This is a genomic window from Wenyingzhuangia heitensis (assembly GCF_011762155.1).
Classification (GTDB): Bacteria; Bacteroidota; Bacteroidia; order Flavobacteriales; family Flavobacteriaceae; genus Wenyingzhuangia; species Wenyingzhuangia heitensis.
The window spans coordinates 1,804,625-1,820,224 of the sequence record NZ_JAASQL010000001.1; the positions used below are offsets into that span (position 1 = coordinate 1,804,625).

23 protein-coding genes are annotated in these 15,600 nt (G+C 34.2%); 20 read left to right on the top strand and 3 right to left on the bottom strand.

The annotated features are described in order from the left end of the window. Position 1: 1 nt before the first annotated feature. From FHR24_RS07525 to FHR24_RS07535, 3 genes are read right to left on the bottom strand one after another with little or no spacing between them, the layout of a single operon-like run. Positions 2–460, bottom strand: a complete 459-nt coding sequence (locus FHR24_RS07525) for a phage protein Gp36 family protein (RefSeq protein WP_167186193.1) — start codon at positions 458–460, stop codon at positions 2–4. 4 nt (positions 461–464) lie between these two features. Beyond that, entirely contained in the window at positions 465–1,997 is a 1,533-nt protein-coding gene (locus tag FHR24_RS07530) for a hypothetical protein (protein WP_167186196.1), read from the bottom strand. Continuing rightward, on the bottom strand, positions 1,997–2,557 hold the full coding sequence (locus tag FHR24_RS07535) for a phage terminase small subunit-related protein (protein WP_167186199.1): 561 nt from the start codon (positions 2,555–2,557) through the stop codon (positions 1,997–1,999). The genes FHR24_RS07530 and FHR24_RS07535 overlap by 1 nt, the downstream gene beginning before the upstream one ends. Positions 2,558–2,737: 180 nt before the next feature. On the opposite strand from FHR24_RS07535, the gene FHR24_RS07540 reads away from it, so the two are divergent. From FHR24_RS07540 to FHR24_RS07630, 20 genes are all read left to right on the top strand, one after another. Then, the gene (locus FHR24_RS07540; protein WP_167186202.1) at positions 2,738–3,715 is read left to right on the top strand and encodes an HK97 family phage prohead protease; all 978 of its coding nucleotides are present in this window, start codon (positions 2,738–2,740) and stop codon (positions 3,713–3,715) included. A 5-nt stretch (positions 3,716–3,720) separates the two neighbouring features. Then, on the top strand, positions 3,721–4,638 hold the full coding sequence (locus FHR24_RS07545; protein WP_167186204.1) for a hypothetical protein: 918 nt from the start codon (positions 3,721–3,723) through the stop codon (positions 4,636–4,638). Positions 4,639–4,707: 69 nt separating this feature from the next. Further along, a complete protein-coding gene (locus FHR24_RS07550) occupies positions 4,708–5,025 on the top strand; it encodes a hypothetical protein (protein ID WP_167186207.1) in 318 nt (105 codons plus the stop codon). Then, positions 5,022–5,429: a M23 family metallopeptidase gene (locus tag FHR24_RS07555; RefSeq protein ID WP_167186210.1), complete on the top strand. Its 408-nt coding sequence runs from the start codon at positions 5,022–5,024 to the stop codon at positions 5,427–5,429. The genes FHR24_RS07550 and FHR24_RS07555 overlap by 4 nt, the downstream gene beginning before the upstream one ends. 3 nt (positions 5,430–5,432) lie before the next feature. Continuing rightward, positions 5,433–5,834, top strand: coding sequence for a hypothetical protein (locus tag FHR24_RS07560; RefSeq protein ID WP_167186213.1), 402 nt, complete (start codon positions 5,433–5,435; stop codon positions 5,832–5,834). 5 nt (positions 5,835–5,839) lie between these two features. Then, positions 5,840–6,190, top strand: a complete 351-nt coding sequence (locus FHR24_RS07565) for a hypothetical protein (RefSeq protein WP_167186216.1) — start codon at positions 5,840–5,842, stop codon at positions 6,188–6,190. A 22-nt stretch (positions 6,191–6,212) separates the two neighbouring features. Then, a complete protein-coding gene (locus tag FHR24_RS07570; RefSeq protein WP_167186218.1) occupies positions 6,213–7,433 on the top strand; it encodes a DUF2586 family protein in 1,221 nt (406 codons plus the stop codon). A gap of 4 nt (positions 7,434–7,437) precedes the next feature. Beyond that, on the top strand, positions 7,438–7,854 hold the full coding sequence (locus FHR24_RS07575) for a hypothetical protein (RefSeq protein ID WP_167186221.1): 417 nt from the start codon (positions 7,438–7,440) through the stop codon (positions 7,852–7,854). A 2-nt stretch (positions 7,855–7,856) separates the two neighbouring features. Continuing rightward, positions 7,857–8,159 carry a hypothetical protein gene (locus tag FHR24_RS07580; RefSeq protein WP_167186224.1) on the top strand — a complete coding sequence of 101 codons (303 nt, stop codon included), beginning with the start codon at positions 7,857–7,859 and terminating at the stop codon, positions 8,157–8,159. Between the two features lie 143 nt (positions 8,160–8,302). After that, the gene (locus FHR24_RS15715; RefSeq protein ID WP_262886524.1) at positions 8,303–8,428 is read left to right on the top strand and encodes a hypothetical protein; all 126 of its coding nucleotides are present in this window, start codon (positions 8,303–8,305) and stop codon (positions 8,426–8,428) included. Between the two features lie 47 nt (positions 8,429–8,475). Then, a complete protein-coding gene (locus tag FHR24_RS07585) occupies positions 8,476–10,353 on the top strand; it encodes a tape measure protein (RefSeq protein ID WP_167186227.1) in 1,878 nt (625 codons plus the stop codon). 2 nt (positions 10,354–10,355) lie between these two features. Continuing rightward, positions 10,356–11,021, top strand: a complete 666-nt coding sequence (locus tag FHR24_RS07590; protein ID WP_167186230.1) for a DUF6046 domain-containing protein — start codon at positions 10,356–10,358, stop codon at positions 11,019–11,021. Between the two features lie 2 nt (positions 11,022–11,023). Beyond that, positions 11,024–12,106 (top strand): hypothetical protein, encoded by a 1,083-nt coding sequence (locus FHR24_RS07595; RefSeq protein ID WP_243846513.1) that lies wholly within the window; start codon positions 11,024–11,026, stop codon positions 12,104–12,106. Further along, positions 12,106–12,606, top strand: a complete 501-nt coding sequence (locus FHR24_RS07600; protein WP_167186233.1) for a HypC/HybG/HupF family hydrogenase formation chaperone — start codon at positions 12,106–12,108, stop codon at positions 12,604–12,606. The genes FHR24_RS07595 and FHR24_RS07600 overlap by 1 nt, the downstream gene beginning before the upstream one ends. A 6-nt stretch (positions 12,607–12,612) precedes the next feature. Further along, positions 12,613–12,822, top strand: a complete 210-nt coding sequence (locus tag FHR24_RS07605; protein ID WP_167186236.1) for a phosphoglycerate kinase — start codon at positions 12,613–12,615, stop codon at positions 12,820–12,822. 1 nt (position 12,823) lies between these two features. Further along, positions 12,824–13,165 (top strand): hypothetical protein, encoded by a 342-nt coding sequence (locus tag FHR24_RS07610; RefSeq protein WP_167186239.1) that lies wholly within the window; start codon positions 12,824–12,826, stop codon positions 13,163–13,165. Then, a complete protein-coding gene (locus FHR24_RS07615) occupies positions 13,158–13,442 on the top strand; it encodes a hypothetical protein (RefSeq protein ID WP_167186242.1) in 285 nt (94 codons plus the stop codon). Before FHR24_RS07610 ends, FHR24_RS07615 begins: the two co-directional genes overlap by 8 nt. After that, positions 13,442–14,311: a nucleotidyltransferase gene (locus FHR24_RS07620; RefSeq protein WP_167186245.1), complete on the top strand. Its 870-nt coding sequence runs from the start codon at positions 13,442–13,444 to the stop codon at positions 14,309–14,311. The genes FHR24_RS07615 and FHR24_RS07620 overlap by 1 nt, the downstream gene beginning before the upstream one ends. Further along, a complete protein-coding gene (locus FHR24_RS07625; RefSeq protein WP_167186248.1) occupies positions 14,301–14,765 on the top strand; it encodes a hypothetical protein in 465 nt (154 codons plus the stop codon). The genes FHR24_RS07620 and FHR24_RS07625 overlap by 11 nt, the downstream gene beginning before the upstream one ends. Then, entirely contained in the window at positions 14,762–15,598 is an 837-nt protein-coding gene (locus FHR24_RS07630; protein WP_167186251.1) for a hypothetical protein, read from the top strand. The genes FHR24_RS07625 and FHR24_RS07630 overlap by 4 nt, the downstream gene beginning before the upstream one ends. The last annotated feature ends 2 nt before the right edge of the window (positions 15,599–15,600 follow it).

The following is a 15,600-nucleotide window of genomic DNA, read 5'->3' on the forward strand; positions in this document are numbered from 1 at the left end:
ATTACTCGTGATTAAATTTTTTTCTTGAACCACTTCTAAAAGGTTCAGTTTGTTCCTCGTCTTCTGTATTAGGCTGTTCTAATACTGGTAAAGTGCTTAATGTTACTTCTCCTTTTGCTAATTGATTTAACCATGCTACAGATTTATCATAACGATCTTCTGCCTGTTCTTGAATCACATCGGCATTACATAACTCAACAATCCACCACTTGGTAATGGTTTTAGTGTGTGCTAATATTAAAGGGTTACGTGCAGCTCCTGCGCTGTTAAAAATGGCTTCAACATCATAAACAATACGTCCGTCTATCCATTCCCTTTGGTTGTTCCCCGTTAAATAACTCTTTACTTGGTCTATGGCTGCAGCAATGGCATTTAGAACTAAGTCATCATTTCCTTCTGTTATTTGATCTATCTGATAGTTGTAAATAACACTTCCTAAATCTTCTTTATTTAAAAACATAGTCTTAATATTTTCGGTTAGCTATGGCACCCATAGCATAACTTGTTTCAGTTCTTACAGTCCTTTTGTTTAATAACCAGCAACCTCCTTCTAATGCATCGGGTCCATCCATCACAGTTGCATCTTCTGACACTCCTAACATTTGCTCCACCATACGAACCATGTTAGGCTCTTTTTTTTGAGCGATGTTAAAAATCAAGTTTCCTAATCTGTTTAATGGTTCTAGTGTTCCCTCTATTCTAAAGAATTTATCAGGCTTTTTACGGGTGTCTGGAGTTATTGGTACGGTGTAACCATATTCATCTGCTTTTTGATATACTAATGGTAAAAGGACCTGTGTATAATGTGGGTCTTGTAAAGAGTTGTTTTCAACATGAACCCTTGCACTATCTACTCCTTTTTCTTTAATGTATTCGTAGGCTTCATAAAGCCAATCCACAAAATTTGCATTGTTTGTTTGATCTAACCAAACTTTGTATACATAACGTTTTCGTCCTTTTGCTCCTACAATCACAACTCCTTTGTGAGAGGCTTGTTTGCTTTTTCCTCTGTCTTTATTAGAGGTAGATGGATCTGCATAAATAATTACATGGTCACAACTTTTTAAAGGAGGACAAACACCCCATGTTATTTCTTTAAAAGTGTCTCCTTCAGACACTGGATTGTTATAGTATTCTTTTTGTTGAGCTGACCAAGGTATTTTTGAAAGTGTTCTATCTATTAAAGCTTCTGTGTTTTTTTGGGGCCATGTACTATTACCATCTTTGTCACGAATGTTAATTATTTCGTGCTTGTCAGCCACTTTAGCCATTTCTGTAATACAACAGAACTTTGCAATTAGGTTTCCACAAGCAATCCACAACAAAGGTTCAGACACTGAACGTGTAGCATATAAAGCTTCGTTGATCCATTTTACTTTGGCTTTGATACGTTTTTTGTTTCTGCACTCCTCATCAGTGTCAATGTCATCAATTAAAATAACGTCTGGTCTAACAGCATCGTTACGGGTACCACGTGGAGATTGTCCGGCACCTAAGGCTCTAAAACTTGCTCCTTTTTTGGTGACAAATTCATCTGCTTCCCATTTCCCTACTTTTTGCTGAACACCATAATCATTAATAATAGTTTCACTAGTTTCTAATAACAATTTATAAGGCAATAGCAAGCGTTCTGCATTGTCTTTAGTATTAGAAACCATTAATACGTTTTTCTTTCTACCTGTTAGAACTAAAAACAATACTTCCATCATGGTACGTCCAGACTTGGAAAGTTCACGAGACCATGAACGTACTTCGTACCATTCTGCATTTTTAAGAATACGCTTAGTAGCTGCTAAGTGAAAAGGGGCAGGTTCAGAAGTATAGAAGTTGGAAAAATGGTATTTAAACCACTTTTCAGGATGTGCTTCTAAATAAGTAATACGCTTTCTTTTTTCTGAAGGCGTTTCACTCTTGTCTACAGGACTAGATTTAAAAGCATTTGCTTTGTACTCTTCCCAGAGCTCTAAGTATTTTTTATTCTCTGTTTTAATGGTCATTACTTTTTAGACTTAAGCGTTATGTAATCATCAAAAACAGGTAATAGTGTTCTGTAAAGTTCAAAATCTGATTGCTTAACCATTTCTAAAACACCAGTTGATACTTCAAAAATTTCAGCTAAAGAAACCTCCGTTTCTAGCTTTTTTACGGCATTGGTAATGGAGGTGATCTGGTGAGATTCACTTGAAGTAGGAAAGTTTCCTACTTTAATAGGAAAGTCTTCAGGGTTGTAGTCTGGGTAGGTTACATACTCAACTCCTTTTTTATCTTTTAGCTTTGTTCCTTTTAACAAAGCATCTGGAATATCATATACAATAGGCCTATCTGCAATATGATCGTTTAATAGTTCTAATTGCTTGTAATAGCCCTCTATAATTTTAGGACGTGTAATTAAAACAGACGTACGTTGCTTGTCCCAATCTTCCTCTTTTATCCATTTTCGTAAAGTCCTTAATGATACTCCAGCACGCTTTGCTATTTCAGCAACATCGGGCTTTCCTTCACTTCTTAAATAGAGTTCTTTAGCATGTGATTTTTCGTCTGTTTTTGTACGTCCCATTCTTTGATTTTAAGAACAAAGTTGAGTTAACCATACCTCCAAATCAAAAAAGTGTAAAGCGGGTTTATAGTGTTAAAAGCTTTGTTTACAAAGGTGTTAACACCCTTTTCAACTTTTTTTTTACACCGTTTTTACTGCCAATATTTGTGCTCGATAGATGCAGAACATAAATAAAAACGGATGCCAGAAAACAAGAAATTAAGATTTGTATTTAATGACCCTTCACAAAAAAACAGCTATGGTTTTTATGTGCTAACATCGGGTATTGCATTACAAAGATTCAACGGTAACCCAATTATGTTGGATGACCATAGGTTGAGTAATCATACTGTTTTAGGGAGATGGTTAAATATTAGTGTTGAGGGTGATCTGTTAATGGCTGAACCTGAATTTGACACTGCAGAACCATCTGTACAAAAAATAGCTGGTCAGGTAGAGCGTGGATTTATAAAATCTTGCTCTATGGGATTCTTCTTTGATCCTAAAGACTTAAAGCTGATTGATGGAAAGTTAGTACTTACTAAATGTGAATTATACGAGTGTTCTATAGTTCCAGTCCCATCAAACTCAAACTCAGTAGCTCTTTATATAAAAGATGAAAATGGAAAAGCGCAATTAATGGATCAAGAAAAGATTCAACAACTGTGTTTGTCTATTCAAACGGCTTCGCAATTAGAAAATCACAATACAAATAATATGAAGAAAGTAACCTTATCCGCAGCTGCTTTTGTAGCGCTAGGAATGAAAGACACAACTGAAGAGGTTGATGTTGACGCTATTAATGCAAAAGTGCTTGCATTGAGTTCCGAAAATGAAAAAAATAAAGCCGATTTAAAAGTCTTTAGAGATTCTGAAGAAACTGCAAAATTAAAAGCTGTTCAAGACAAAGTTACAGCTGCTAGGTTAGCTGGTAAAATTGATGCTACAGAGGAAGCTGAGTATGTTCAGCTAGGAGTTTTAAATCCAACTGTTTTGGATTCAACTCTAGCTAAACTATCAGGTAAAAAGAGTCTTAATGCTGAGATTGAGAAAGGAGCACAAGACCCTTCTGAAGTAAAAACAGCTGAAGACTTTTTTAAGCTAGATGATGCTGCTCGATTGTCGTTTAAAAACGAGAACATGAGCCAGTATTTAAAAATATTCACACCTAAAAACTAAATAAAATGCCAGCAAATTTTCCAGAAATATGGTTAGGTAGAGTAATTCAAAACCTAAACACCGCAGATGTTGCTACCTTCTTAGAAGGTATTATGGAGCTAGATGTAGACGTTACGCAAATTAACGGAGGTACACCTACAGAAATGAATAAAATTTATGTGCCTACAACTGAGTTTGAAGCAGAAATTTTAATCAACAATACTACTTATCCTATTCCTTTTCAGGAGTACGAAGATGGTACTATTGAAATCACTTTAGATAAGTATCAAACCAAAGTAATTACGTTACCAGATGATAAAACATTAGGTTCTAGTTATGATATTATTGATACAGCTACTAAAGGTACTACAAGACCTATCTTAACCACTAAGAACAAAAAAGCAATTCATGCAATTGCTCCACAAACCAATACAGTTAAAACACCTGTTTTAGCAGCTACGGGAGGTGCTGAAGCTTTAGCAGATGCTTCTGGTAGATTAAGATTGACTTATGAAGATTTGGTAATCTTTAAAGGTAAGTGTGATGATGGTGAATGGCCAGCTGAAGACCGTAGATTAGTTTTGTGTACCAATCACTGGAATGATTTATTGTTAGATCGTAAAAACTTTGGTAATCAATTAATTGATTATGCTAAAGGAAAGCCAAACCCTGTAATTGCTGGTTTTGAATTGCATACATATATTGCAATGCCATTATTTACTGCAGCTGGTGCAAAGAGACCTTATGGTGTTGTTGCAGATCCAACTGATAAAACGGCATCTGTAGCTTTTGTTAAAGATGCTATTGCAAAGAAAACAGGTATTACTACTCAGTATTTTACACCTGCAGCAATTAATCCTACTCGTCAATCAAATGACCTTTCTTACAGACATTACTTTATTGTAACACCTTATAAGACTGAAAGAATCGGAGCGATTATTTAATCCAACAGAATACTAAACAATAAAAAGCCACTACAAAAGTAGTAGTGGCTTTTTTTACAAAATCACACCATGTTAGAAACTTTTTTATATCCAGTTATTGCATCTTTTTTGACTGCCTTAACTACATGGGGTTTTGCAAAAGGCAAAACAAAACAGCAGATACGAGCTTTACAAATAGAGAACGATGAAAAATCTGCTAAGTATTATCAAGGATTAGTTGATGATTTAGCTGTTAGGTTAAAAAAAGCATTAGACCAGTTACAAGATTTAGATCAAAAGTATAGAGGTTTATTAAACGACCACCAGGAGGTTTTAAGCATCAACAAAGAGCTGATTGATGAGTTAAGAAAATATAAACAATTACGCAAAGAACCTATAAAGACATGAAAAGCCCAACTAACAAAATAGTTTTAAGAGGTAACGACCCAACAGGGTATGGTTATTATGGAGCTAGCAGAAGCAATGGAACTAGAAAACATGAAGGTACAGACTACTGTGCTACACCAGGAGAAAATATTTATGCATGTATTAGCGGAAAAGTTCGTGTAGGTGTTGTTTATAGTAATTCTACAAAAATGAAGCTCGTAGAAATTACTGGAGCTGATTATCGAGTAAAACAAATGTACGTACAGCCTAATGTTAAAACGGGTGATTTTGTTAAGGAAGGTGATTGCATTGGAACCTCACAAGATATTTCTGCTTATTGGGGTGGTAACATGCTAAACCACGTACACATCTCAGTCTGGAAACATGGATTATTAACGGATCCTGAACCTATTATAAAAGAGTAAGCTATGTTTAAAAAGTTATTTAGCACTATAGGTAAACTATTTTCTCCTGGAGAACTAGGGAAAAGTATCATTAGTGGAGTTGACAAATCAATATTAACCTCAGAGGAAGGTATTGATTATCACAAGGAGTTTTTAAAGCTATATGAACCGTATAAAATTGCTCAACGTTTCTTAGCATTAATGTTTACGGGCGTTTATTTAATGGTTCACTTAATGACGTCTATAGCTCATTTTGTTTTAGTTCTAATGAAGCAAAACGCAGATCATGTTGTTGAATTATATCAATACAACAATGAGGGATTAGGAACAATAGTACTTGTAATTGTTTCCTTTTATTTTGGAGGTGGAGCTATTGAAGGCGTTGTAAACAAGTATAAAACTAAAAAAGAAAACGATAAAAATTAAATCATATGACACCAGTAGAAGTATTCCAGGAACACAAGAATTTAAAAGAATACCACGAGACATCAGATGGTAATAAATTCTTTGATGCATTAATGGCTAAAAACCATGCAAAAGGTTTAAAAGTTAAAGAGGTGAAGTCTTACAAACGTGAAGATCATAAACCTAAAAAGAAAGAAAAAGTTGTGAAGCTATCTGCTGAGGATAGAATTAAAGCAGTTGAAGTTTTAGAAACTATTGAAGCTGTAGAAGATGCTTTAAAAGATGAGACAGCAAAAACAGTATTAACTGCAGGTGAAAAAAGAATTGAAGAGTTGACAGCTGCTAGTTCTGGAGATGCACCAGACACAACAAAGTAATTAATCATAATAACACAAGAATATGTTACCAGGAGCGGATATACAATTTAGTAACGGGAATGTAGGTTCTGTAGTTGCTAGTGCAGATGGTTTGTTTGGACTTTTAGCATCAGCTGTTGCTGTTGCTACTAAGTTTGATTTAGAAACAGCCTATTTGTTAAAAGGAATGGCAGATGTTGCTGAGTTAGGTATTTTACCAGACTTAGACAATCATAAATTATACATCACTTTAAAAGAGTTTTACGAGGAAGCTGGAGAGGGTACTGAATTGTATTTGTATGCTTTTGGTAAAGACACAAAGGTTAGTGATTGGTTTACTGCAGATGCAGGAACTGGTAAAGTACCTGCAGAAACATTGTTAAATGTGGCTAATGGTGCAATCAATGGTTTGTTTACGTGTTATGATCCTACAGAAGCTATTACTGTTGCTGATGAAATGGATGAGGATGTTGTTTTAGCAAAGCAAAAAGCACAACTATTTGCTGAAAACTATATCAATAGTAAGTTTGCTCCCTTCTTTATTTTGATTGAGGCTTATGCATTTACAGGAGTACATGCAGATTTACCAGACTTAGAATTAGAAGATAATAACCGTGTAGGTATTGTTGTTGGTTCTGGTCAAAAAAGAACGGGTGTACCTGCTAGTTTAGGCTGTGTAAATCATGTAATTATGGGGCGTTTGGCTAGAATACCAGTAAGTTCTAATCCGGGTAAAGTAAAAGATGGAGCGTTGCAAATTTTAACCGCTTACATCGTTGATTCTCCTGTGGAAGAATATGATGTAGAATATTTACATGATAAAGGATATATCACATTAAGAACTCACGTGGGTAAAGCAGGGTATTATATTACAGATGATCCTTTAGCGACCAATCCAGATGATGATTATAGATACATCTCCAGAAGGCGTGTTATTGATAAGGCTTATAGGATTGCTCACGGTATTGCTACCAATGAAATTAATGAAGATTTTGATTTGCAAAATGATGGTACCATTGATCCTTTTTATGCAAAAACAGTTGAGGGATTGGTAGAGGAAGCCATTTTTAACCAAATGACCGCAAATGGTGAATTATCTCGAGATAAAACAGACAACAACGATTTAGGAGTAAAAGCAACTTTTGACACAACGGTAAATGTTGCTACTACAAGTACTACTAAAATGGATTTATATGTTAGACCTAAAGGCACAAGCCGATGGTTTAAAATAAACTTAGGCTTTAACGTAAACTTAAACAACTAACACAATGGCAAAATTTGATTCAAGAGAATACGAATGGGCAGACCTTACTTTAATTTTAGGAGGTCGAGATATAACAGGTATTAGAGCTATAAAATACAAAACAAGTATAGAGCGTGAGCTTTTGTATGCAAAAGGACGTTACCCAAAATCTATACAAAGTGGAAATATTAAGTACGAAGGAGAAATTAAAATGTTACGTAGTGAATATGAAGCTTTAGTATTAGCTGGAAGAGGAACTGTTTTAAGTTTGTCTTTAGATTGTTCGTTTACCTATGGTAATCCAAGTGAAGGAAATGCTTTGAAAACTACAAGAGCTTCGGGGATTAGATTTTTAGAAGAAGAGGTAAGTGATGAGCAAGGAAGTAAATTCCAAGAAATTACACTACCCTTTATTTGTTTAAGAATTAAAAACAACGCTTAATTATGGCTATTAAAGACATTACACCCGAACAGATACAAGCGTGGAAAAACGCTCATGGGAATATTTTTAAAATCACTATTGGTACAGGGAAAAGCTTCATTGTAAGATCTCCTAAAATTAAAGAGATTGAAGGTGCTCAGTATTTGTTAAAGGAAGGAAAATTTATCACTTATAACATTTTCTTATTTAAGCTTTGCTATTTAGCAGGTGATGATATTCCAGTAGATGAAGCTGAATTATCTGCAGCTGCAGATAAAATGTTACAGTCTATAGAAGTAGTTACTTCTGAAATGGAAAAGCTTTAGAGGAGGCTTCTTTAGAGTGGGATTCGCCCAAAGTTCAACAATCTCAGCCTAAGTCTCCTCAAAAGAAACATCAAACAGTTACAGAGAGTGAATGGTGTAAGTTGATGTTTGAATGGACGAGCTGGATTAGGAAAGAGAGCTTTATGCTTAAGTATTATGCCAGAATAGATCCTGATCAACTCTCCATTAATGAATGGGCACGCAATGTAGTTGAACTACGATGGATTAGACAACAAGAATCTAACACAGAAAACGAAAAGAACACTTAATCATAATGTCGAATTTACTAGAATATACACTAAGTCTAAACGACTCCATGAGTGCCAAGCTTAAAAAGATTGGTGTAAACTCTGGTGCGGCGTTAGATGTGTTTGCAAGACTGGAAGGTCAAAGCAAAGAAGTAGATCGTGTTATGAGAGGTACCGGTAATGCCGTTGGAGCCTTAAGACAAAAGTTAGAGCATTTAAAATCTGAACGTGATTGGATTCCTACAAGTAATATTAAAAGTATTCGTAGGTACAATACGGAAATTCAAAAGCTAGAACAAAGAGTAAGAAGGTTTGAGACCATTAGCGGATCTCGTACCAAAAGATATTTTAGAGAGGCATTTGGACAAATTCCCTTTGCTAATTTAATTACGAATCCTTTAGTGATTGCTGGAGCTGTTGGAGCAAAAGCTATTAAAGTAGGTATTGAGGAAGAAATGCAAAAAACTTCTTTTAATGTTTTATTAGGTGGTGAAGCTGCAGGGGAACAATTTTTTAAAGAAGTTAAAGAGTATGCAAAAAACACCCCTTTTAGAAAATTAGGAGTTGGAGATGCTGCTAAAACCATGCTTGGTTTTGGGATTGAATTAGAAAAAGTAATGCCTACGCTGAGAGCGATTGGAGATATTGCTGGAGGGAACCAGGAGCGAATGAAATCTTTAGCCCTTGCCTATTCTCAAATGAGTAGTACGGGTAAATTAATGGGACAAGATTTAAACCAAATGATTAATGCCGGGTTTAACCCATTAGACCAAATAAGCAAACAAACAGGTAAAAGTATTGGGCAGCTAAGAGAGGATATGAGCAAAGGACTTGTAACTACTTCTATGGTTGAAAATGCATTTATTACAGTAACTCAGGAAGGTGGAAAGTTCCACAATATGGCTCAAAAAATGTCCAGAACATTAGGAGGTCGTGCAAGTACTGTCATGGATAATTTTACTGATAAGTTTATCGCTATTTATGGGGCTATTAGTCCAGTTGCTATGTTGTTGTTAGATTTGGCTAATTATACGCTAACAGCTGTTAGCTCAGGAGTATCTTATTTAAACGATAAGCTTAAAGAAGGACACCCAGTAATGATGGTAATTGCAGGAACATTATTTACCGTTGCAGCTGCTATGGGGGTTGTAAAAATAGCATCAATGTCAATGTCAGCATGGACAACCATTCAGTTTTATGCTTTAGAGCTTCAAACTGCTGCTTGGTGGCAATTAAACGCTGCTATGTTGGCCAATCCTACTGTTTGGATTGTTGCTGGAATTATTGCAGCAATTGCAGCTATAGGTTATTTGGTTTATAGAGTTGATGGTTGGGGTCAGATGTGGGATCATACTATGAAAGGTATGAAAGCTGTTTGGAGTGGTTATGTTAGTTATGTTAAAATAGCTTGGCTAGGACTAGAACACTTGTTGCTTTCGGGTATTGAATCCATCATGATTGGTTGGTATAAACTTCAAGGTTTATGGAATGCAGATGAAGCAAATGCAGGACTTGAAAAAATAAAGAAACAATCTGAAGCTCGTAAAAAAGCAATTGTTGATGAAGGTAAAGAAATCATCAAACAAGGTAAGTCTGCTTTAGACCATTTTAAACAGGCTGGAGCTAGTTTAAGTTTTAATGATAAAAACTTAGGAGATCTAAAAAATGATTTGTCTGCAAAGCTTGGAATATCAGCACCTACTATTGGAGGTAAAACACTTACTACAAATTTATCTAACAATAAAAACACACAGAATTCTGAAAGTAATAGTAAAGCTGTTACTGGAGGAAGAAAGAATACAACCATTAACATTAAACTGAATGATTTAATAGGGGTTTTAAATATAGAAAACAAAGGATTTAAAGAAAGTGTTAGCCAAATGGAAGATCAAACAACCGATGCCCTTTTACGTGTGTTAGGATTAGCAGCAACAGCAAGTAGTTAGTTATGGAGTTAAAAGATACAGACATATTATATGCTTCTTTAGTTGGTTCTAAGATTGTAAAAGAGATACCAAGGTTAACAGCAGTTCAAAACGAATTGATGAAACATGTAATTCCGCCTATTAACTTTTTGCCATTTACAAGACAAACAGGTGTTAATAGTAACAATGGTTCTGTAGTTTCTGAAGATGAGTTGTGGAAATCAAACCCATCGACCCCTAAAGAAGATCAATTTTTTCCTTTAGAAATGTCTATAGATGATGGGATTACATGGTTTATGCTCCCTTATGAGCCTTTAATATCTGTAAACGGTAAGAACAATATTACTCGTAGAAAGGTTGCTAAGGCAAAGAATTTAGAAGGAACTGTAAAAGAGCACTGGTCTCGTGGAGATTATGATATTACCATTACTGGAGTGTTGTTAGGAGATAAAGAAGTTGGAGATGTAGCAGAATGTTTTCCTAAAGAGGATTTTGAAAGTCTTAAACAATGTATGACAGCCGCTAAGAGTATACAAGTAAAATGTGAGATACTACAGTTGTCTGGAATTAATAATATAGTAATAGAGGATTTTAGTTGGCCATTTACCAAAGGTGAAAATGTTCAGGCTTATGAGATTAAAGCGTATAGTGACAGTTCTTTTAAACTGTTATTAGATATAGAAGATTAATTATGAGAGCAATTATTTTAGGATTATTCATGTTTATCGGAATGGTAAGTATGACAGGAAACTCAGCAAACCTGCCACAAACAAAAGCTAAAGTAGAGAATATTAAAAGTAATGTTATGTATGCAATTAATTGGTATGTAGAGTTTGAAACGGAAGGTAAAAGAACTCAACTCGCTATTTTGGACGAATTAGAAATTATTGCATCCGTAGACAATTTAACAGATGTGGCCACTATTAGTTTACCAGAAGCCGTAATGAATACTGCTTTGAATTTTGAAGGTAAAATAAAGAGAGGTTCTAAGGTTTTAATAAAGTTAGGTTATGATTCAGATCTTAAAACTGAGTTTGTTGGTTATGTACAGGAAATAGTAAATAAAGATTCCTCTTTACAAATTAAGTGTGAAGATGCTTTGTTTTTATTTAGGAAAGGAATTAAAAGTGTTGAGCTAAAATCAACCTCTTTAAAAGAAGTAGGAAAATATATAGTTGATCAAATAGATGAAGGTTACACAGTTGATTGTGATTACGGTATTACTTATGAAAAGTTTACCATACATAATGCAACTGGTTATGATGTATTGAAAAAGCTCCAGGAGGAAACAAAAGCTAATATTTATTTTGATACCAATAATAAGGTGTTACATATACATCCTCCATATGTGACTAAAACAGGAGAGGTTTTTTATTCGATGCAAAAAAATATTGAAAATTCCTCTCTTGAATTTAAAAACAAAGTTGACGACAAAACCGAAATAATTATAGAAAGTACCGGTAAAGATGGTAAGGTTAAAAAGCTAACTGCAGGAACAACTGGAGGAAATAAGATTAATATAAAAGTAGGTCCCATGAGTGAGGAATCTATGAAAAAAATTGCTGAATCAGCATTAAAAAAGGAAGCTCAATCACGGTTTGAAGGAACTTTTGACACATGGCTTATTCCATATGTTTCTCCTGGTTATTCAGCAAGGATAAAAGACGAAGATTATCTAAATAAGTTGGGTTGGTATTATGTTGTTTCGGTAACCACAAAAATAAGCTCACAAGGGGCTGTTAGAACAATTACACCAGGAATAAAATTGAGCTAATGGATAAAGCTGCAGAACTAAAAAAACTATTACGTGTAATTGTTGGTTTTCAGAATAGTTTACCAATACCTGCAAAGGTTGTTGAAGTTGATGGAGATTCTTGTTCTGTAGAAATTGATGGCCTTGTATTAACAGATGTAAAACTAAAAGCAACTATTAGTGATAATACAGATCATTTATTAATCACTCCCAAAGTAGGTACCAACGTTCTGCTAATGAGTTTAACAGGTGAGTTAGACAATTTAACAGTTGTAAAAGTAGATGAAGTACAGTCTATTCATTTTAAACAAAATGGGTTAGAGTTTTTGGTAGATGGTTCTGATGGTAAAATTTCTGTAAAGAACAATGACACTTCTTTGCTTGACCTGTTTGGAGAATTAAAAGAGCTAATAAGTAAAATAACTGTGAGTACTGGTGTAGGTCCTTCAGGAACTCCACTACCTCCAACAATACAATCATTAACGCTTTTTGAAGATAATTTTAAAAAGCTTTTAAAGTAGATTAAAATGGCATTAGATAAAGTACAGTTAAAAGAAGATTTTAAGGCTTTGTTTACAGATATGCGAACCAGAGAGGAAAACGCAGATGATGAATTTGCAGAAAGGTTTGCCAGTTTAATGGATGCGTATATAAAAACTGCTAAAATAAATTATACATCAGGTTTGGTAACGCCACAGGGTACGGTTACAGGAACTTTTGTAGGTAATTTAAGTTGATATGAAAGATATAGCAATACAATTAGTAGACAACACCGATAGTAACGGTGAATTAATGGATGTGAAAATACAACCGGTAAGGGATGCTAATGGTAAAATAATTCAAGGAATTGTAATTGGAGATACACTACAACAAAACAAGGCTTTGATTTTAATTGCTCATCCTAATGATTTTAAAGCAAACCCAACTCTTGGTGTTGGTATTGGAGACATCACGTTAGATTCTGACTTATTAGACTACAGACACGAAATTAGGGAGCAATTCTCTAAAGATGGATTAAAGATTACGGAGTTGGATCTATATAGTGTTGATAGTGTAAAAATTGAAGCGCATTATGAGTAAAGTAAAACAAGGACAGTCTTTTTTAGACAAAGTAACTCAATTAACAGGGAGTTATGAAAATGCCTTAGAAATGGCTTTGTTAAATAATGTAAGTGTAACCGATGATGCTGTTTTAAAAACAGAATACAAAGTAAGTACAATTACTAAAATAGGAGTTGTAAGCTTTTTTAAATCACATGATGAACCTGCAACAGCTATTGGTGTAGCCGATCAAGTAGAACCGGATGATTTTGGAATTGGAGAAATGGAAATAGGATCCACATTTATAGTAAGATAATGGCAAAGAGTTTAAAAGACATAAAATTAGAAATGACCACCAAGTTTGTGAGCTATAATGTTGTAAAGACATTATATGGTTTAACAGAAGGTAAGACTTTTGAAGATGAGTTTTCTTTGGTGAGTTTTGAAAATATTTTATTTGATGTGATCGCCTATCCTATTTATTTAATGGGGCTTTTATTTGATCAGCATGAAAAAGAAATGACAGAAAAGCTTAGAGATCAAAAACGAGGTAGATTAACCTGGTACCGAACGATGGCTTTGCAGTATCAACATGGTTTTGACTTAGTAACAGATTCTGATATTTTTGATAATACCGGTGCAACACAAGATCAAATTACGGCTTCTATGATTATAAAAAACGCTTCGGTAAATGATGGTGAGAAACCAGGAACAATCGTTGTAAAAATTGCAGGTGAAGAGAATGAAGAATTAGCACCAGTTCCTTTAGATACCATTCCTTCTATTAAGGCATATTTTAAAGAAATCAAATTTGGAGGAAATAGAATCTCTGTTGTAAACTCATTGCCTGATATTCTTTATTTAGACTATGACATTTACATAAATCCATTGGTTTTAGATGTTTATGGAGTAAGTAGTAAAACAGGTAGAAAGCCTGTAGAGGATGCAATAGAGGAATTTAAAAGAGAGTTTTCATTTGATGGTGAACTTGTGTTAGAAGATTTAGACAATAAAATTCAAGCAGTTGAAGGTGTTGAAATTGCACATAGAAAATTAGTTAGATCTAGTTATATAGTTCCAGAGATTAATGGTTATGGTCCCCCTCAGGAAATTGAAGTGAAAAAAGTATTAGAGAGCGGTTATTTTGCTACTCCTGATTTTAATGGAATTAACTATGTGGTATAATATTGACTTTGATAAGCTGCTAAAATTAGTAACTCCTCCGTTTTTACAAAAAAAAGTATTTATGGTTTTTGTCTCTGTTTCTTTAGAGCCTATAAAAACTATATATAATGATTGGATAATTAACAGAGATGCTAGGTTATATAACCTTGAACACAATGGACAGGTTTGTTATTTAAGGAAAGTTTTGAATGATAGGTTTGATAGCACTCAACGCAGAATACAAATAGCGGATGGGAATCAATATGACCGAACTTATATATACACAAGAGTAGAACAAAACCCTAAGTATTTAGGAAAGTTAACACTTCATAGTAGGTCTGATTATGCCGACACAGGAGTTGATTTTATTGTATATGCACCAAGCTCTATAATTACAGAAAACAACTATGCTATAGAAGCTTTAGTGAATGAATATAAACAAGATGTTAAAAGATTTAAAGTAGTTGGATTATGAATTATATTAATTTTCAGCAAATAGGAGGTTTTCCATTGGAAACGGAAACATTGCTAGAGGTTCAAAAAGCCTATAGTATTTTTAATGCTTATGGAAAAGCCATGGGTGATAAAGTCATTGTTAGTGGCTGTACGGTTGTAGGGAATAATGTTAGTGATGGTTATATTTATTTAAACGATGAACTAATATCATTTAAAGGAGGAACACTACAATCTAAAATTTACATTAAAGAAGATGTTCAAAATGTTGAATTTGCAGATTTAGTAACTAAACCTGTTTACTATACAAGATATGCCACTTTTGGAAATACTACCAATAGTATTGATTGGGCAGACTTTAAAAGAATAGATCCTATTTTAACATTAATGTCCAGAATGGATGAGTTAGAGAAAACAAATGCAGTTTTTATAACTGGAGGAGCTATGGTTTTATGGAATAAACCAGCTAATGAAATTCCTGAAGGTTGGAAAGAGGTTGAAGACTGGAGAGGAAGAATGCCTATTGGTTTTGATCCTAACTATAATTTTGCATTTAATAATGATGAAGTTAATTACAGGCTTAATGTGTTAGGGCAAACAGGAGGTGTTAGAGAATCTAAATTAAATCTTTCTGAATTACCCAATTTTACTTTAAAGTGGAAAAATAGCCAAGGTACCAAAATAGATATCGCAGGAGCTCGCGATGCTATTGTTTACTCGGATATTTCTCAGAGTTCAGGAAATCACAGAAAAGACATAGATACGAGTCCTTTGGAATCTATAGGAGAAGGTAGATCTCATACTAATATGTCTCCATATAGAACAGTATTATTTATAGAACGAATTAAACCCTAAAT

What these genes read in the sequence shown, in the direction of transcription:
- FHR24_RS07525 (WP_167186193.1), bottom strand. Translation starts at nt 460, where the DNA reads ATGTTTTTAAATAAAGAAGATTTAGGAAGTGTTATTTACAACTATCAG.
- FHR24_RS07530 (WP_167186196.1), bottom strand. Translation starts at nt 1,997, where the DNA reads ATGACCATTAAAACAGAGAATAAAAAATACTTAGAGCTCTGGGAAGAG.
- FHR24_RS07535 (WP_167186199.1), bottom strand. Translation starts at nt 2,557, where the DNA reads ATGGGACGTACAAAAACAGACGAAAAATCACATGCTAAAGAACTCTAT.
- FHR24_RS07540 (WP_167186202.1), top strand. Translation starts at nt 2,738, where the DNA reads ATGCCAGAAAACAAGAAATTAAGATTTGTATTTAATGACCCTTCACAA.
- FHR24_RS07545 (WP_167186204.1), top strand. Translation starts at nt 3,721, where the DNA reads ATGCCAGCAAATTTTCCAGAAATATGGTTAGGTAGAGTAATTCAAAAC.
- FHR24_RS07550 (WP_167186207.1), top strand. Translation starts at nt 4,708, where the DNA reads ATGTTAGAAACTTTTTTATATCCAGTTATTGCATCTTTTTTGACTGCC.
- FHR24_RS07555 (WP_167186210.1), top strand. Translation starts at nt 5,022, where the DNA reads ATGAAAAGCCCAACTAACAAAATAGTTTTAAGAGGTAACGACCCAACA.
- FHR24_RS07560 (WP_167186213.1), top strand. Translation starts at nt 5,433, where the DNA reads ATGTTTAAAAAGTTATTTAGCACTATAGGTAAACTATTTTCTCCTGGA.
- FHR24_RS07565 (WP_167186216.1), top strand. Translation starts at nt 5,840, where the DNA reads ATGACACCAGTAGAAGTATTCCAGGAACACAAGAATTTAAAAGAATAC.
- FHR24_RS07570 (WP_167186218.1), top strand. Translation starts at nt 6,213, where the DNA reads ATGTTACCAGGAGCGGATATACAATTTAGTAACGGGAATGTAGGTTCT.
- FHR24_RS07575 (WP_167186221.1), top strand. Translation starts at nt 7,438, where the DNA reads ATGGCAAAATTTGATTCAAGAGAATACGAATGGGCAGACCTTACTTTA.
- FHR24_RS07580 (WP_167186224.1), top strand. Translation starts at nt 7,857, where the DNA reads ATGGCTATTAAAGACATTACACCCGAACAGATACAAGCGTGGAAAAAC.
- FHR24_RS15715 (WP_262886524.1), top strand. Translation starts at nt 8,303, where the DNA reads ATGCTTAAGTATTATGCCAGAATAGATCCTGATCAACTCTCCATTAAT.
- FHR24_RS07585 (WP_167186227.1), top strand. Translation starts at nt 8,476, where the DNA reads ATGAGTGCCAAGCTTAAAAAGATTGGTGTAAACTCTGGTGCGGCGTTA.
- FHR24_RS07590 (WP_167186230.1), top strand. Translation starts at nt 10,356, where the DNA reads ATGGAGTTAAAAGATACAGACATATTATATGCTTCTTTAGTTGGTTCT.
- FHR24_RS07595 (WP_243846513.1), top strand. Translation starts at nt 11,024, where the DNA reads ATGAGAGCAATTATTTTAGGATTATTCATGTTTATCGGAATGGTAAGT.
- FHR24_RS07600 (WP_167186233.1), top strand. Translation starts at nt 12,106, where the DNA reads ATGGATAAAGCTGCAGAACTAAAAAAACTATTACGTGTAATTGTTGGT.
- FHR24_RS07605 (WP_167186236.1), top strand. Translation starts at nt 12,613, where the DNA reads ATGGCATTAGATAAAGTACAGTTAAAAGAAGATTTTAAGGCTTTGTTT.
- FHR24_RS07610 (WP_167186239.1), top strand. Translation starts at nt 12,824, where the DNA reads ATGAAAGATATAGCAATACAATTAGTAGACAACACCGATAGTAACGGT.
- FHR24_RS07615 (WP_167186242.1), top strand. Translation starts at nt 13,158, where the DNA reads ATGAGTAAAGTAAAACAAGGACAGTCTTTTTTAGACAAAGTAACTCAA.
- FHR24_RS07620 (WP_167186245.1), top strand. Translation starts at nt 13,442, where the DNA reads ATGGCAAAGAGTTTAAAAGACATAAAATTAGAAATGACCACCAAGTTT.
- FHR24_RS07625 (WP_167186248.1), top strand. Translation starts at nt 14,301, where the DNA reads ATGTGGTATAATATTGACTTTGATAAGCTGCTAAAATTAGTAACTCCT.
- FHR24_RS07630 (WP_167186251.1), top strand. Translation starts at nt 14,762, where the DNA reads ATGAATTATATTAATTTTCAGCAAATAGGAGGTTTTCCATTGGAAACG.